This window comes from Flavobacterium caeni (genome assembly GCF_900101895.1).
Lineage (GTDB): Bacteria > Bacteroidota > Bacteroidia > Flavobacteriales > Flavobacteriaceae > Flavobacterium > Flavobacterium caeni.
In genome coordinates, this window is sequence record NZ_FMVF01000003.1 from 105,215 (window position 1) to 119,824 (window position 14,610).

A 14,610-nucleotide genomic window follows, 5' to 3' on the forward strand; every position below is an offset into this window, starting at 1 on the left:
CTTCCGACGATCACGGGCGCTACGGCCTTGTGCGAGGGCACGACGACCACGTTGACTGGCTCGGGTACGGCATCGGCCACCGCGCCATGGGTATCTTCTGATCCGTCTATCGCTTCGGTCGACGCCACCGGATTGGTCACGGGCATCGCCGCGGGCGGCCCTGTGACGATCACCTATACCAATGCCGACGGGTGTACGATCACCTCGACGATCACGGTGAACCCGCTCCCTACCATAGGCGGCACGTTCACGCTGTGCGAGGGCGACACGAGCATCTTGACGGGCTCGGGCACGCCTGCAGCGACAGGCGCCTGGGTATCCGATGCACCTGCGGTTGCCACGGTGAACGCGACGGGTACCGTTGCGGGTATCGCCGGCGGTACGGCCAACATCACCTATACCGACGCCAACGGCTGCACGAGTACGCAAACGGTTACGATCATCGCCCTGCCGACGATCACCGGCGATACGGCGCTTTGCCTTGGCGCCACGACCACATTGACCGGCTCGGGCACGGCATCGACCACCACGCCATGGACGTCGTCGAACCCTTCGATCGCCTCGATCGACGCGACCGGCTTGGTCACGGGCAACGCTGCGGGCGGCCCTGTGACGATCACCTATATGAATTCTAACGGCTGTACGACGACCTCGACGATCACGGTGGATCCGTTGCCTACGATAGGCGGCACGTTCACGCTGTGCGAGGCCGCCACGAGCACCCTGACGGGCTCGGGCACGCCTGCTGCGACAGGCGCCTGGGTATCCGACGATACTTCGGTAGCCACGGTTGACGCCACGGGTACCGTAACGGGTATCGCCGGCGGTACGGCCAACATCACCTATACGGACGCCAACGGCTGTACGGCCACGCAGGCCATCACGGTCATCGCGGCCCCTACGATCGGCGGCACGTTCAACGTTTGCGTGGGCTTGACCACGGCGCTCACTGCCAGCGCGGCGCCATCTACGGGCACACCATGGGCATCGTCCAACACGACGGTGGCCACGGTAAGCAGCACGGGCGTAGTTGCCGGCGTGTCTGCGGGCACCACGGTGATCACGTTCACCGACGCCAACGGTTGCCAGGCGCAGGAGACCGTCACGGTCATTGCTTTGCCTACGGTTACCGGAGCGACGGCTTTGCCTGATGTTTGTATCGGTACGGCCATGACATCGGCGGTGTATACTTTTGGAGGAAGCGCCACTGGCATGACCATTGATCCGGCGTTTACGTTGCCGGCGGGTATTTCGCTTGCACCAGGCGCACCTAACACGTACGTTTTGAGTGGTACGCCTACCATGGATGGCCTTTACACTTTTGATATTATTACCACGGGCGGTTGTACACCGGCCGACAGGATTACCGTCACCATGACAGTCAAGCCGGATGCGACCTTGAGCGCTGCACCTGCAGGTGCAGACGACCAAACGGTTTGTATCAACGTAGTTATCAATCCTATTGTGTTTACGGTGGGCAATGGCGCGACCGGAGCGGTTGTTTCGGCAGGCTTGCTTCCTGCAGGGGTTACGTTGACCAACAGCGGCGGTGGGACCTTTACGTTGAGCGGGTCGCCTACACAGGCTGGTATCTTTAACTATACGGTAACGACTACAACCGTGAATGGTTGTACCGAGGCCAGTATCCCTGGTCGTATCGAGGTGTTGTCTCCGGGTACTTTGGTGTTGACATCGGCAGCAGGCACCACCAACCAACCGGCTTGTCAGGATGTGAACATCTTGCCGATCACGTATATGCCGGGCAACGGCGCCACCACGGTTTCTGTTTCGGGTCTTCCGGCAGGAATCACCGGGGTGATGAATACATCGACAGGGGCTTTTGAAATTTCGGGTGCCTCGAATGTCATCGGCGCACACCCGTACACGGTTTCAAATACCGACGGATGTCTGCCGTTCGCCACTTTATCGGGTGTCATTACCATTACCCCGAAAGCGTCTATCGTATTGACTTCTGCTGCGTGGACAGATGACCAGACGTTATGTATGGTCCAGGAAACGCTGACCGATATCGTCTTTACGGTTGCCGATGGCGCAACGGGCGCTTCGATTGTAGACGGCACCGTACCTGTGGGCATCAGCGGTAGCTACGATCCGTTAAACCATACGTTTACCATCGGCGGTACGCCAACCGAGTCGGGTACTTTCAGTTTCAAGGTCCGTACGACAGGCGGATGCGGATTCAGCGAACTTGAAGCGACCATTACGGTCGATCCGCTGCCGACCATTGTCTTGCCAACCGATGGCTTTGTGTGTATCGACCGCAACGGAAATCCGGTTCCAGGCTCTACGACGACATTGACCACCGGATTGCCGCAAGCCAACCATACCTTCGAATGGTCGGACGCCAATGGCATCATCGCAGGAGCTACAGCCAACAGCTATGAAGCGACAGCACCGGGTGTTTATGCGGTGAAGGTGACCAACACTGTGACAGGTTGTTCGAATTCCGAAACGACTACGGTAAACAGTTCGTTGCCGCCAATGTCGGTGACGGCTACGGCATCGGAGTATTTCACGCAAGATCAAATGGTGACCGTGGTGGCTTTGCCGGCAGGAAACTACGAATACCAAATGGACAACGGCGCATGGCAAGATACGGGCAACTTCTATAACCTGCCTTCTGGCGAGCATCATTTTAAGGTGCGTGACAAAGTAGGTTGCGGCGAGTTGGAAACCAGTATCATCATCATCGATTACCCAAGGTTCTTTACGCCGAACAACGATGGCTACAACGATACCTGGAACATCGAAGACCTGAACTTGTTGGGCAACCAGGAAACGTCTAAGATCGAAATCTACGACCGTTATGGCAAGTTGATCAAGCAGATCAGCCCGCTCGGCATCGGCTGGGATGGAACGTTTAACGGCAAGATGCTCCCGGCGACCGATTATTGGTTCAGGGTGTACTACACCGACGAAGTCGGCATCCGCAAGGAGTTCAAGGCGCACTTCTCGCTCAAACGATAAGTCCAAATAAAATGAAAAGCTGTTCAACCGAGCAGCTTTTCTTTTTTTACAGTGCTCCAAACGGTGCACGATGCCCTAGCCCGGATGGAAGCGGCATCCTTTAAAAAAAGCCCCTGTGTTAGGGGCTTTTTTTAAAGATACAGCGGACAGCCGGAACAGCTCCCGAAATTACTTTTTGTTGTATGCCGTAAGCGCTTCTTTTAGGATTTGTACCGAACGGATCAAGTCTTCTTTTTTGAGCACATAGGCGATGCGCACCTCGTTGAGCCCGACGCCCGGTGTAGAGTAGAAGCCCGCAGCCGGTGCCACCATGACGGTTTCGTTGTTCAGATGGTAGGACTCGAGCAACCATTGCGCAAAATCGTCGGCGTTGTCGACGGGCAATTGCGCGATGCAATAGAATGCGCCTTTGGGTTTGGCGACCTTGACGCCGTCGATTTTTTCAAGTTCGGCCACCAGCGTATCGCGTCGGTCGCGGTATTCGGTGATCACTTCATCAAAGTAGCTCTTTGGCGTGTCGAGTGCGGCCTCGCTGGCGATTTGCGCAAAAGTAGGCGGACTCAAACGCGCTTGTGCAAATTTCATTGCGGCGGCCATGACCTCTTTGTTTTTCGAAACGATGCAACCGATGCGCGCGCCGCACATGCTGTAACGCTTGGACACCGAATCGATCATGATCGCGTGTTCTTCAAGCCCGGGGACGTTCATTACCGAATAATGTTGGTCGCCGTCGTAGGTGAACTCGCGGTAGACTTCGTCGGCAATCAGGAACAGGTCGTGTTTTTTGACGATGTCGGCCAGTTGCTGGATTTCTTCTTTCGAATACAGATAACCCGTAGGATTGCCCGGGTTGCAAATCAGGATCGCCTTGGTTTTTGGCGTGATCAGTTTTTCGAAATCGGCGATGGGCGGCAACGCAAAACCCGTATCGATCGACGAAATGACCGGCACGACGTTCACGCCAGATGCGGTAGAAAACCCGTTGTAATTGGCATAAAACGGCTCGGGGATGATGATTTCGTCGCCTTGGTCCATGGTCGATCCCATGGCAAACAGCAGCGCTTCGGAACCGCCCGTCGTGATGATGATGTCGGACAATTCAATCGGTAACCCGTGGTTTTTATAATAGTTGGACAGTTTCGTACGGTAACTTTCAAATCCCGCCGAGTGGCTGTATTCGAGTACCTTGACCGTGTTGTTCTTGATGGCCGCCAGCGCGACTTCGGGTGTTTTGATATCGGGTTGGCCGATATTGAGGTGGTACACCTTGTGGCCTTTTTTCTTCGCGGTCTCTGAGTACGGCACGAGCTTGCGGATGGGCGACTCGGGCATTTGTTTTCCTTTGTTCGAAACTTTTGGCATGATGAGCGTTTTTAGAAACGCAAATTTGCAAATTTTTTGCGCGCGAGCCAACTCTTTTGCATCGTATTGCATCTAGTGGTTGGCATATTTTTTTTAATTTTAACCAAAACCACCGGTATGCGTTTAGGTCTGATCCTCCTTTTTTTGTTGTTGTCACACGTGCCGTGCGCGGCGCAAAAAGGATTCCAGTTCGTCACCCACAAGAGCAAAGTGGTCATTCCGTTTCAACTCATCAACAATTTGATTTTCATTCCCGTAAACGTCAACGGTGTCGAGCTCAATTTCCTGCTCGATACGGGCGTCGAGGAAACCATATTGCTCAGCCTGGAAGACAAAGCCGAGGTGCGTTTTTTTGATGTCCAAAAGATCATGTTGCGCGGCCTGGGTAGTGCCGAACCGATCGAAGGGATGAAGTCGGCCAACAACGAATTGTCGGTCAACGGCATTGTCGATAAGTCGCATGATTTGTACATCGTACTCGATCAGAGCTTTAATTTTTCGTCGCACATCGGGATTCCGGTCAACGGCATCATCGGCTATCATTTTTTCAAGGACAACCTGGTAGAGGTAGACTACGACAAGCGGCGTCTTGTGGTGTTTCGCGACACGCAAAAACGACGCAAGAAAATCAAGGACAAATACATTCCGGTGCCGATTACTGTCGAAAAAAGCAAGCCTTATGTCGTGGCCGATGTCACCGTAGACGGGCGTACCGAGCCTGCGAAACTACTTCTTGACTTGGGCAACTCCGACGCGCTTTGGCTTTTTAAGGGCAGTCGTTTTGAGATCCCTGCGCAGCATTTCGAAGACTATCTCGGCAAGGGATTCAGCGGCGACATCCACGGCAACCGTGCGCGCATCACCGATATGAAGATCGATCGGTTTGCGTTCGACAGGCCCATCGTGGCTTTTCCCGATTCGGCTTCGGTCAAAAGCGTCAACATGGTCAAGGACCGCGTGGGTTCGATAGGGGGAGAGGTGTTGCGCCGGTTCGATCTCGTGATGGACTACGCGCACAAAACGCTCTACCTGCGCCGCGGACGCGCTTTCGACGAACCGTTCCACTACAACATGAGCGGCATCGAAATGCAACACCAAGGCACGCAATGGGTACAGGAAACCGTGGCGATGCAAACTGTTTATCTCGAAAATACCTTTGACGAGTCGGGCACCAAGAAAGACAATTTCAAATACAAATTCTCGCTCAAGCCGGTGTATTCGATTTCGAGCGTCCGCAAAGATTCGCCGGCCGATTTGTGCGGGCTGCAAAAAGACGACGTCGTGGTGAGCATCAACAACAGCCAAGCCTACAAGCTGACGCTGCAAAAAATCAACGAATTGCTCAAATCCGAAGACGGCAAGTGGATCTACATCGAAGTCGACCGCGGCGGGCAAATCCTGAAGTTTAGGTTCCAGTTGAAAGCCATGTTGTAGGTCGTACGCCCGCCAAAAAAAAGCCAACTGCTGTTAACAGATGGCTTCTATCTTGGTCCTTAATTCTTTCGTTCGTTGTCCTTCGACTTTCGACTTTCGACTTTTGTCTTTCGGTTAAAACTCGCTCGTCGGGACGCCTTTCTTCTTTTCAAGAATATTCGGCTCCTCTTTGGCGATGACGTCGCCTTTGATCTTGAGCGCTACACGGCCGCCTTCTACGTTGGTGGCGTTCGATTCTACGGTGATCGTCTTGCGGATCGGCCCTGGGTTCATGTTGTATTTCACATCGATTTTCCCTATTTTACCAGGCATGATCGGCTCTTTTGGTTTCGACGGAACGGTACAACCGCACGTAGATTGTACGTTGGTGATGATGAGCGGTTGGTCGCCAGTGTTCTTGAATTCAAAGGTCCTCAGGCCGCTGTCGGTATCTTTCGACACCTTGCCGTAATCGATGGTGTTGTCCTTGGCCAGGAATTCGATCTTGGGTTGTGCCCATGCGCCAAGGCTTGCAGAGATCGCGAGTAGGAAAAATAGTTTTGATTTCATTGGGTTACAATTTGTTTAATGGAACGTAAAAATAACTTGTTTTGGTCAATGTGCAAATTATTAACTCTTAATTTTTTATAAGGCTTGAATTCTGTACTTTTGCAGGCCGGCCTTTCAAAAGACATGCCAATTGGTAATGTTTGTTTTTTTAGGAGCTGTTTCCCGCTGTACGTTGTAATCTTTTTTGCATTCCGCTGCGCTCCATGAAGATTTCCCTTCGCTGCGCTACGGGTAATCCAAAAAAGGATTTCCACTTCCATCGGGGCTAGGGTTTATCACCCGTTCGGCGTTGGCGTTCGTTGATAGAAATTCATCATCCAAAGAATTTCGAATGTCGATCAACGATCAACGAATGTCGAAATACAAATAACCACCCGAGGCGCAGCCGAACTGATGGAGCGCAGCGGAATAAATCAACGAATCAACAAATTATCAATAATGAGCATTCCCGCACAATTCGACGCCCAATCCATCGAGCAAAAATGGTACGCCTACTGGATGGAACACAACTTTTTCCATTCCGAACCCGATTCGCGTACGCCGTATACCATCGTGATCCCGCCACCCAACGTGACCGGGGTGCTGCACATGGGGCACATGCTCAACAATACCATTCAAGACGTCTTGATCCGTCGTGCGCGTCTCAAGGGCTTTAACGCTTGCTGGGTGCCCGGTACGGACCACGCGTCGATCGCGACCGAGGCCAAGGTAGTGGCCAAACTCAAAGCAGAAGGAATCAACAAGCACGATCTCACGCGCGAGGAATTCCTCAAACACGCATGGGATTGGACCGACAAATACGGTGGCGTAATCCTCGACCAACTCAAGAAACTGGGCGCGTCGTGCGATTGGGAGCGCACCAAATTCACGATGGACCCCGACATGTCGGCATCGGTCATCCGCTCGTTTGTCGATTTGTACAACAAGGGCTTGATTTACCGCGGCTACCGTATGGTCAACTGGGATCCAGAGGCCAAGACCACGTTGTCTGACGAAGAAGTCATTTATGAAGAGCAGCAGGGCAAATTGTTCTATCTGCGTTACCAAATAGAAGGAAGCGACGATTATGTGACCATCGCCACGACGCGTCCCGAGACCATTTTGGGCGATACGGCCATTTGCATCAACCCCAACGACGAACGCTACGCGCACCTCAAGGGCAAGAAGGCCATCGTGCCGATCGCGAATCGCGTCATCCCGATCATCGAAGACGACTACGTAGACATCGAGTTCGGTACGGGTTGTTTGAAAGTAACGCCTGCGCACGACGTCAACGACAAGACGCTGGGCGAAAAGCACGACTTGGAGATCATCGATATTTTTAACGAAGACGCCACGCTCAATTCCTTCGGGTTGCATTACCAGGGCAAAGACCGATTTGTGGTGCGCGCTGAAATCGCCAAGGAACTCGAAGCGCTGGGGCACTTGGTCAAGACCGAGACGCACCTCAATAAAGTAGGCACTTCGGAACGTACCAAGGCGGTCATCGAACCGCGTTTGTCCGACCAATGGTTCCTCAAGATGGACGATTTGGTCAAGCCCGCGATCAAGGCGGTGCTCGAATCGGACGAAATCAAATTGTACCCGAAAAAGTTCGAGAATACTTACCGTCATTGGCTTGAGAACATCCGCGACTGGAACATTTCGCGCCAGCTGTGGTGGGGCCAACAAATCCCGGCGTATTATTACGGCGACGGTAAAGAAGATTTTGTCGTAGCCGAAACCGCCGCGGAAGCGCTCCAACTCGCCAAAGCCAAAAATCCGAACATCACCGCCGAAACCCTGCGTCAGGATGCCGATGCGCTCGATACGTGGTTTTCTTCATGGCTTTGGCCGATGGCTGTTTTTGGCGGTATTATGGATCCCGAGAGCAAAGACTTTAAATACTATTACCCGACCAACGACTTGGTTACCGGCCCAGATATTTTGTTCTTTTGGGTGGCGCGTATGATCATTGCGGGGTATGAATATGCCGATGCCAAGCCGTTCACCAATGTTTATTTGACCGGGTTGGTACGTGACAAACAACGTCGGAAAATGTCTAAATCGCTCGGCAATTCTCCCGATCCGCTCGACTTGATCGACAAGTTTGGTGCCGACGGCGTGCGGGTCGGGCTTTTGCTCAGCGCATCGGCTGGAAACGACATCTTGTTCGACGAGGAATTGTGTGCGCAAGGCAAGGGCTTTACGAACAAAATCTGGAATGCGTTCCGACTCATCAAAGGTTGGGAAGTGGCCGATATTGCGCAGCCCGAATCGGCCAGGGTGGCCATCGAATGGTACGAAGCCAAGTTGCAACAGACGCTGGCCGAGATCGAAGACCATTTCGAGAAATACCGTATTTCAGACGCGCTCATGGCGATCTACAAATTGGTGTGGGACGACTTCTGTTCGTGGTTGCTCGAAATGATCAAGCCGGCCTACCAGCAACCCATCGACCGCGTGACGTTTGGCAAGGCCATCGAAATGCTTGAAGCCAATTTGCAACTGTTGCATCCGTTCATGCCGTTCCTGACCGAAGAAATCTGGCAGCACATTAGCCAGCGTGCGCCAAAAGACGCGTTGATCGTATCGACATGGCCAGCGGCCAAGCCGTTCGACGCCCGATTGATTGCAAATTTCGAGCATGCGGCCGAAGTGGTTTCGGGTGTGCGTTCGATCCGCAAGGACAAGAACATTGCCTTCAAGGACGCGATCGAACTCAAGGTAATCAACAACGAAAAAGTTTCGGATTATTTCGATTCGATTGTCGTAAAATTGGGCAACCTGTCAAACCTGGCGTATGTAACCGATAAGGTAGACGGGGCGCTGTCGTTCCGTGTCAAATCGAACGAACATTTTATCCCGATCTCTGGTTCGATCGACGTGGCGCAGGAAATCGCCAAGCTGACCGAAGAGTTGAATTATACGCAAGGCTTTTTGAAGTCGGTACAGGCCAAGTTGTCGAACGAGAAATTTGTCAACGGCGCGCCAGAAAAGGTCTTGGAAATGGAACGCAAGAAAGAAGCCGATGCATTGGCTAAGATTGCGACCATTGCGCAAAGCCTTGCCGGGTTGAAATAAGAAAGGGACTTGCAGAAAGTTGTATAAAAAAAGCCGCATGAATCACGTTTCATGCGGCTTTTTGTTGTTTGTAGTTTGCCCATCGTTTGATGCGCATCAGTATTTTCGGCGCATCGCCTCTTCATACCGTTCGTTCACTTTCTCCCAATTGATCACATTGAAAAAGTTGTCGATGTAGTTTTTGCGTTTGTAGCGGAAGTTCAAATAGTAGGCGTGCTCCCAAACATCCAGCCCCAAAATAGGCGTCCCTTTGACGGGCATGCCGGGCATAAGCGGGCTGTCCTGGTTGGGCGTCGCGGTGATTTGCAGTTTGCCTGCCTTGTCGGTCACGAGCCAAGCCCATCCCGAACCAAATTGTTTGGACGCCGCGTCGGCGAACAACGTCTTGAAATTTTCAAACGATCCGAAGTCGCGTTTGATCGAAACGGCCAGCGTGTCCTTGGCTTCGCCGCCTGCTTTGGGCGCCATGCCTTCAAAGAAAAGCGTATGGTTGTAGAAACCTCCGGCGTTGTTGCGCAAATCGGCGTTCGACATATCGACCTTGGCGACGATTTCCTCGATCGGCAATTTTTCGAGTTCGGTACCCACCAGCAAACGGTTCAGGTTGTTGGTGTAGGTGAGGTAGTGTTTCGAATAGTGGATTTCCATCGTGAGCGCATCGAGGTTGGGGGCGAGCGCATCGTAGGCGTATGGTAATTTGAGGAGCTGAAAAGCACCTTCGTCGGCGCGCACGTCGTCGGGTTGGCCGATCGTCATTTTTTCTTCGGCGGCGGGCAACGGAACCTCGACCACTTCCTTGAGTTTTTTGTCGTTGCAAGAGACGGCCGCAAAAGCAAGCGCCAGCGGTAAAATGAAACACTTTTTCATGGCTTATTTGTTAAGTTCGTGGATGGCCTGGATGTATAGTTCCTTGGCCTCGTCGATGGTGAGGTGGTTGATCTGGATCCACGCGTTGGTCTTGAACGCGTTGCGCAAATCGTTGGAGTTAAAGGACGAAGTAGGCGTACCCGACGTGGCCTTTTTGTAATAGGCGTACAAACGCAATTGCACGTCCTGCGGCAGGTCGGCCTGCAACATTTTGTCGGCAATCTCGATCGCTTCCTTAAAACGGGTATCTAAATCCTTCTCGGTCATTACGATTGGATGGCGATGACGGTTTTGCCGCCCACCGCTTTCTGGTTGAGTTTTACGTCTACTTTGGTGCCCAGCGGCAGGAACAAATCGACCCTTGAACCAAATTTGATGAAACCGGCATCGGTGCCTTGTACCACCTGCATGCCTTCCTGTGCATAGTTGACGATGCGTTTGGCCAACGCACCCGCGATTTGTCTGTAAAGGATCTCGCCAAAAATGCGGTTCTCGACCACCACGGTCGTACGTTCGTTTTCGGTGCTGGCCTTTGGATGCCACGCCACGAGGTATTTACCCGGATGGTATTTGCTGTATTTCACTTTTCCGTTTACCGGATAACGCGTCACGTGTACGTTGATGGGCGACATGAAAATCGAGACCTGCAGTCTTTTGTCCTTGAAATATTCGGGTTCCTCGACTTCCTCGATCACAACCACCTTGCCGTCTACGGGCGCGATGATGTGGTTGTCGCTGATGTCGGTTTCGCGTTTCGGATTCCGAAAGAACTGCAAAATCATCAACAGGAAGAACAAGACAATCAGTTGTAACGTCATCTCGAGCCACTCGGCATCGATAAAATGTTCGATGACAAAAATCAGGATGACGGTCAGTGTCGTCGAAATGAGGATAATCTTTGCGCCTTCTTTATGAAACATAATGTAGGGTTTGGTACAACAAAAATACGAATGGTGCCACGAAAATTATGCTGTCGAGCCGGTCGAGAATGCCGCCGTGGCCGGGCATGATCTTACCGCTGTCCTTGACACCTGCGAGCCGTTTGAATTTGGATTCAATCAAATCGCCGATGGTGCCAAAAATACTAACCATGAGCGAAATCCCGATCCACAAAACAAGCGGCTCAAAAATAAGGTATTTTGCGATAAGCACCGCGAAAATCAAGGCAAAAATAAGCCCGCCCAAAAAACCTTCGATCGTTTTTTTTGGGGAAATCCTTTCGAACAATTTGCGCTTGCCGATCGACTTTCCCACGACAAAGGCGAAGGTGTCGTTGGCCCAGATCAGGACAAAGATCCCGATGATGATGATGGGGTTGTAATTGCCCGAAATACAAGGGATTTTGGTGATTAATACGATGGGAAGAATCACATAGCCAATCAGGTATACGTATTTGGATGCCGTGTCAATCGGTCGTTGGTGTTTGCCGAACAAAAACACCATGCATTTGACCGAAACCAGTAAAGTTGCAACAAGCAGCAGCCATTCGGTGGTTTGCGTGAGCGGAAAAAAAGCAAAAAGCAGGTAGGCGCCTATGGCGATCGCAATGGGAACAAATCGTTTGAGATGGACGAGTTCGCAAAACTCGGCGACGGCAATCAACAAAAAGATGCCAAACAACAACAAAAAACTCTGTAAATACAAGGTGGCCGCCACCAGTATCGCGATGTAGACAATACCCGACAGCGTTCTGGTGAGCGTTTCGTTCATGTTAGAGGTCTTCTAAAAGCAGCAGATAGAGGTTTTTGGCCGAACTGCCGTATTGCAGAAAGTCTTCCTCCTTGGCCTTTTCGAAATACTTGATCGTGGTGATGTTGGTAGGGTAGTCCTTGTCGTATTTTTTCTTGATCACGCGCAGCCCGTCGCTCTTGCTTTCGAGGATTTGGCTCGTGGTGGCGATGATCACGATGTTCACCGGCAAATCGTTGGGTTTGTTTTGCTTGATCTGGTTTGAGGAGAACAGGATCGATCCTTCGTCGGCAATCAAATTCTCGCAACTGGCGAGCAGAAATTTTGGATTGGTGACGTTCTTGTATTCGAGTTTGTTCTCGTCGAGCAGGTGGTGTAATTTGGGCTCGAAACAAATCGCTTCGCACTCGAACCAATCGTTTTCTTCGAGTATGTTTTCAAACTGTTCCTTTACTTCGTCGAGGTTCTCGCAATACAGGAATTTGCCTCCGTTTTTCTTAAAATTGAAGGTGAACTTTTCGTCGGCCGGAGCAGATAGATTGGCTTGCAGGTTGTTGAATTCGCTTTCCTTTTCCTCGTCGGAAGCATCATTACCAGTACCAAAAAATTTCCTGAAAAGACTCATAGAATGGGCGCAGTGGTTTAGTTAACGTTTTGAAAACATTCAAAGATAAAAAAATCTTATTTCAAAAACGTTGAAATAAGATTTTTTTTAAAAATCACGCTGTTTTCTTACAAATCCTTCTCTTCCTGCAAGTTACTGTCAAAAGTACGCTTGCCGAAAATCGCTTCGAGGTCGTCTTTGAAAATGACTTCCTTTTCGATCAGGATGTCGGCCAACTGGTTCAGCTTGTCCTTGTTTTCTTCGAGGATTTGGATCGCACGTTGGTACTGGCTTTCGATCAAGGCAGAAATCTCCTTGTCGATGAGCTCGGCCGTTTCCTCGGAGTACGGTTTCGAGAAATTGTATTCGTTTTGACCCGTTGAATCGTAATAGGTTACGTTGCCGATCTTGTCGTTCAAACCGTAAATGGTGACCATCGCACGTGCCTGTTTGGTCACTTTTTCGAGGTCGCTGAGCGCACCGGTCGAGATGCGGTCGAAGGTCACTTTCTCGGCTGCGCGTCCGCCCATGGTGGCGCACATTTCGTCGAGCATCTGGTCTGGACGAACGATAAGGCGTTCTTCTGGCAAGTACCAGGCCGCACCCAGGCTTTGTCCGCGTGGTACGATTGTTACCTTGACGAGCGGTGCCGCGTGTTCGAGCATCCAGCTCACCGTGGCGTGGCCCGCTTCGTGGATCGCGATGGCTTTCTTTTCGTCGGGTGTGACGATTTTATTTTTCTTCTCGAGTCCGCCGACGATACGGTCTACGGCATCCAGGAAGTCTTGTTTGTCTACGGCTTTTTTGTCTTTTCTGGCGGCAATCAACGCGGCTTCGTTACATACGTTGGCGATGTCGGCACCTGAAAAACCAGGGGTTTGTTTGGCCAGGAAATCGGTATCGAGTTCCTCGACTTTTTTGAGTGGCGCCAAATGTACTTCGAAGATTTCTTTTCGTTCGCGAATGTCCGGCAAATCGACAAAAATCTGACGGTCGAAACGGCCCGCGCGCATCAGCGCCTTGTCGAGTACGTCGGCGCGGTTGGTGGCGGCCAGTACGATGACATTAGAGTTCGACCCGAACCCGTCCATTTCGGTAAGCAACTGGTTGAGCGTGTTTTCGCGTTCGTCGTTGCCGCCCGAGAAATTGTTCTTGCCACGTGCGCGTCCTACCGCATCGATCTCGTCGATGAAGATGATGGCCGGCGCTTTTTCCTTGGCCTGCTTGAACAAATCGCGAACGCGCGAGGCACCTACGCCCACAAACATTTCGACAAAATCGGAACCAGACAGCGAGAAGAACGGCACTTTGGCTTCGCCGGCAACCGCCTTGGCCAGCAACGTTTTACCCGTTCCCGGAGGCCCGACCAAAAGCGCACCTTTCGGGATCTTGCCACCTATGCTGGTATATTTTTCAGGGTTTTTGAGGAATTCTACGATCTCCTGGATTTCTTCCTTGGCGCCTTCGAGTCCGGCCACGTCCTTGAACGTCGTCTTGATGTCGGTCTTTTCGTCGAACAAACGTGCCTTCGATTTACCGATGTTGAAGATCTGGCCACCGCCACCTGCACCGCCGCTGCTCATCTTGCGCATGATGTAAATCCACAGGCCAAAGATGATGACAATCGAAAAGATGTTGATGAAGTCGGACCAATTGCTTTTTTGCTGGAAGCTGAATTCCTTGAGTTTGCCTTGCGTGACGGCGTCTTCCATCTTTTTCTGGAAGATTTCGTCGTTGCCGATGTCGAACACATAATGCGGTCCGGCATTGACGCGGTTGAAAAGGTCTTTCTTGGGAACATCCTTGTGCTCGGGTTTGGTCAGCGAAGCAGGATTCAGGAACACTTCGGCCTCGGCCTTGTTGTAGATGATGACCTTGGCCACATCGCCGTGCTCGAGATAGGTGTTGAATTTAGAAGATGTCGTTCGGGCCGGATCCTTGAAATTCGATCCGCCTCCGCTGACAAAAATCGAAGCGAAAATCAGAAAGATCACGCCGTAAATAAGCCACGGGCTGATCCTCATTCTATTGGGATTGGGTTTGTTATCCATCGG

12 protein-coding genes are annotated in these 14,610 nt (G+C 51.7%); 3 read left to right on the top strand and 9 right to left on the bottom strand.

From position 1 onward, the window contains the following. Positions 1–2,988, top strand: a 2,988-nt coding sequence (locus BLP55_RS02830) for an Ig-like domain-containing protein (protein ID WP_139149572.1), incomplete at its 5' end; no start/stop codon positions are given. 168 nt (positions 2,989–3,156) lie between these two features. On the opposite strand, the gene BLP55_RS02835 is transcribed toward BLP55_RS02830, so the two are convergent. Next, on the bottom strand, positions 3,157–4,350 hold the full coding sequence (locus BLP55_RS02835; protein WP_091141046.1) for a pyridoxal phosphate-dependent aminotransferase: 1,194 nt from the start codon (positions 4,348–4,350) through the stop codon (positions 3,157–3,159). Between the two features lie 117 nt (positions 4,351–4,467). Between BLP55_RS02835 and BLP55_RS02840 the strand changes: the two genes are divergently transcribed. After that, complete coding sequence (locus BLP55_RS02840; protein ID WP_091141047.1) at positions 4,468–5,784, top strand: retropepsin-like aspartic protease; 1,317 nt, start codon at positions 4,468–4,470, stop codon at positions 5,782–5,784. Positions 5,785–5,898: 114 nt separating this feature from the next. Here BLP55_RS02840 and BLP55_RS02845 read toward each other — a convergent pair whose 3' ends face one another. Beyond that, a complete protein-coding gene (locus tag BLP55_RS02845) occupies positions 5,899–6,333 on the bottom strand; it encodes a DUF1573 domain-containing protein (protein ID WP_091140818.1) in 435 nt (144 codons plus the stop codon). Further along, complete coding sequence (locus tag BLP55_RS02850; RefSeq protein ID WP_091140819.1) at positions 6,330–6,593, bottom strand: hypothetical protein; 264 nt, start codon at positions 6,591–6,593, stop codon at positions 6,330–6,332. Before BLP55_RS02850 ends, BLP55_RS02845 begins: the two co-directional genes overlap by 4 nt. A 178-nt stretch (positions 6,594–6,771) precedes the next feature. Here BLP55_RS02850 and BLP55_RS02855 point away from each other — a divergent pair, with 178 nt between their 5' ends. Continuing rightward, positions 6,772–9,396, top strand: coding sequence for a valine--tRNA ligase (locus BLP55_RS02855; RefSeq protein ID WP_091140820.1), 2,625 nt, complete (start codon positions 6,772–6,774; stop codon positions 9,394–9,396). Between the two features lie 96 nt (positions 9,397–9,492). Here BLP55_RS02855 and BLP55_RS02860 read toward each other — a convergent pair whose 3' ends face one another. The 6 genes from BLP55_RS02860 to ftsH all read right to left on the bottom strand — a co-directional run bounded on the left by BLP55_RS02860 (position 9,493) and on the right by ftsH (position 14,580). Further along, positions 9,493–10,263, bottom strand: coding sequence for a superoxide dismutase (locus BLP55_RS02860; protein ID WP_091140821.1), 771 nt, complete (start codon positions 10,261–10,263; stop codon positions 9,493–9,495). 3 nt (positions 10,264–10,266) lie between these two features. Continuing rightward, positions 10,267–10,530, bottom strand: coding sequence for an acyl-CoA-binding protein (locus tag BLP55_RS02865; RefSeq protein WP_091140822.1), 264 nt, complete (start codon positions 10,528–10,530; stop codon positions 10,267–10,269). Continuing rightward, the gene (locus BLP55_RS02870; RefSeq protein ID WP_091140823.1) at positions 10,530–11,183 is read right to left on the bottom strand and encodes a phosphatidylserine decarboxylase family protein; all 654 of its coding nucleotides are present in this window, start codon (positions 11,181–11,183) and stop codon (positions 10,530–10,532) included. The genes BLP55_RS02865 and BLP55_RS02870 overlap by 1 nt, the downstream gene beginning before the upstream one ends. Continuing rightward, positions 11,173–11,973: a phosphatidate cytidylyltransferase gene (locus BLP55_RS02875; protein WP_091140824.1), complete on the bottom strand. Its 801-nt coding sequence runs from the start codon at positions 11,971–11,973 to the stop codon at positions 11,173–11,175. Before BLP55_RS02875 ends, BLP55_RS02870 begins: the two co-directional genes overlap by 11 nt. Before the next feature lies 1 nt (position 11,974). After that, entirely contained in the window at positions 11,975–12,577 is a 603-nt protein-coding gene (locus BLP55_RS02880) for an LUD domain-containing protein (RefSeq protein ID WP_091140825.1), read from the bottom strand. A gap of 107 nt (positions 12,578–12,684) precedes the next feature. Continuing rightward, positions 12,685–14,580, bottom strand: coding sequence for an ATP-dependent zinc metalloprotease FtsH (ftsH, locus tag BLP55_RS02885; RefSeq protein WP_394331900.1), 1,896 nt, complete (start codon positions 14,578–14,580; stop codon positions 12,685–12,687). Positions 14,581–14,610 lie beyond the last annotated feature (30 nt).

Excerpts from the sequence above, each read along its gene's own strand:
- BLP55_RS02835 (WP_091141046.1), bottom strand. The coding sequence starts at position 4,350 with ATGCCAAAAGTTTCGAACAAAGGAAAACAAATGCCCGAGTCGCCCATC.
- BLP55_RS02840 (WP_091141047.1), top strand. The coding sequence starts at position 4,468 with ATGCGTTTAGGTCTGATCCTCCTTTTTTTGTTGTTGTCACACGTGCCG.
- BLP55_RS02845 (WP_091140818.1), bottom strand. The coding sequence starts at position 6,333 with ATGAAATCAAAACTATTTTTCCTACTCGCGATCTCTGCAAGCCTTGGC.
- BLP55_RS02850 (WP_091140819.1), bottom strand. The coding sequence starts at position 6,593 with ATGGAAGTGGAAATCCTTTTTTGGATTACCCGTAGCGCAGCGAAGGGA.
- BLP55_RS02855 (WP_091140820.1), top strand. The coding sequence starts at position 6,772 with ATGAGCATTCCCGCACAATTCGACGCCCAATCCATCGAGCAAAAATGG.
- BLP55_RS02860 (WP_091140821.1), bottom strand. The coding sequence starts at position 10,263 with ATGAAAAAGTGTTTCATTTTACCGCTGGCGCTTGCTTTTGCGGCCGTC.
- BLP55_RS02865 (WP_091140822.1), bottom strand. The coding sequence starts at position 10,530 with ATGACCGAGAAGGATTTAGATACCCGTTTTAAGGAAGCGATCGAGATT.
- BLP55_RS02870 (WP_091140823.1), bottom strand. The coding sequence starts at position 11,183 with ATGTTTCATAAAGAAGGCGCAAAGATTATCCTCATTTCGACGACACTG.
- BLP55_RS02875 (WP_091140824.1), bottom strand. The coding sequence starts at position 11,973 with ATGAACGAAACGCTCACCAGAACGCTGTCGGGTATTGTCTACATCGCG.
- BLP55_RS02880 (WP_091140825.1), bottom strand. The coding sequence starts at position 12,577 with ATGAGTCTTTTCAGGAAATTTTTTGGTACTGGTAATGATGCTTCCGAC.
- ftsH (WP_394331900.1), bottom strand. The coding sequence starts at position 14,580 with ATGAGGATCAGCCCGTGGCTTATTTACGGCGTGATCTTTCTGATTTTC.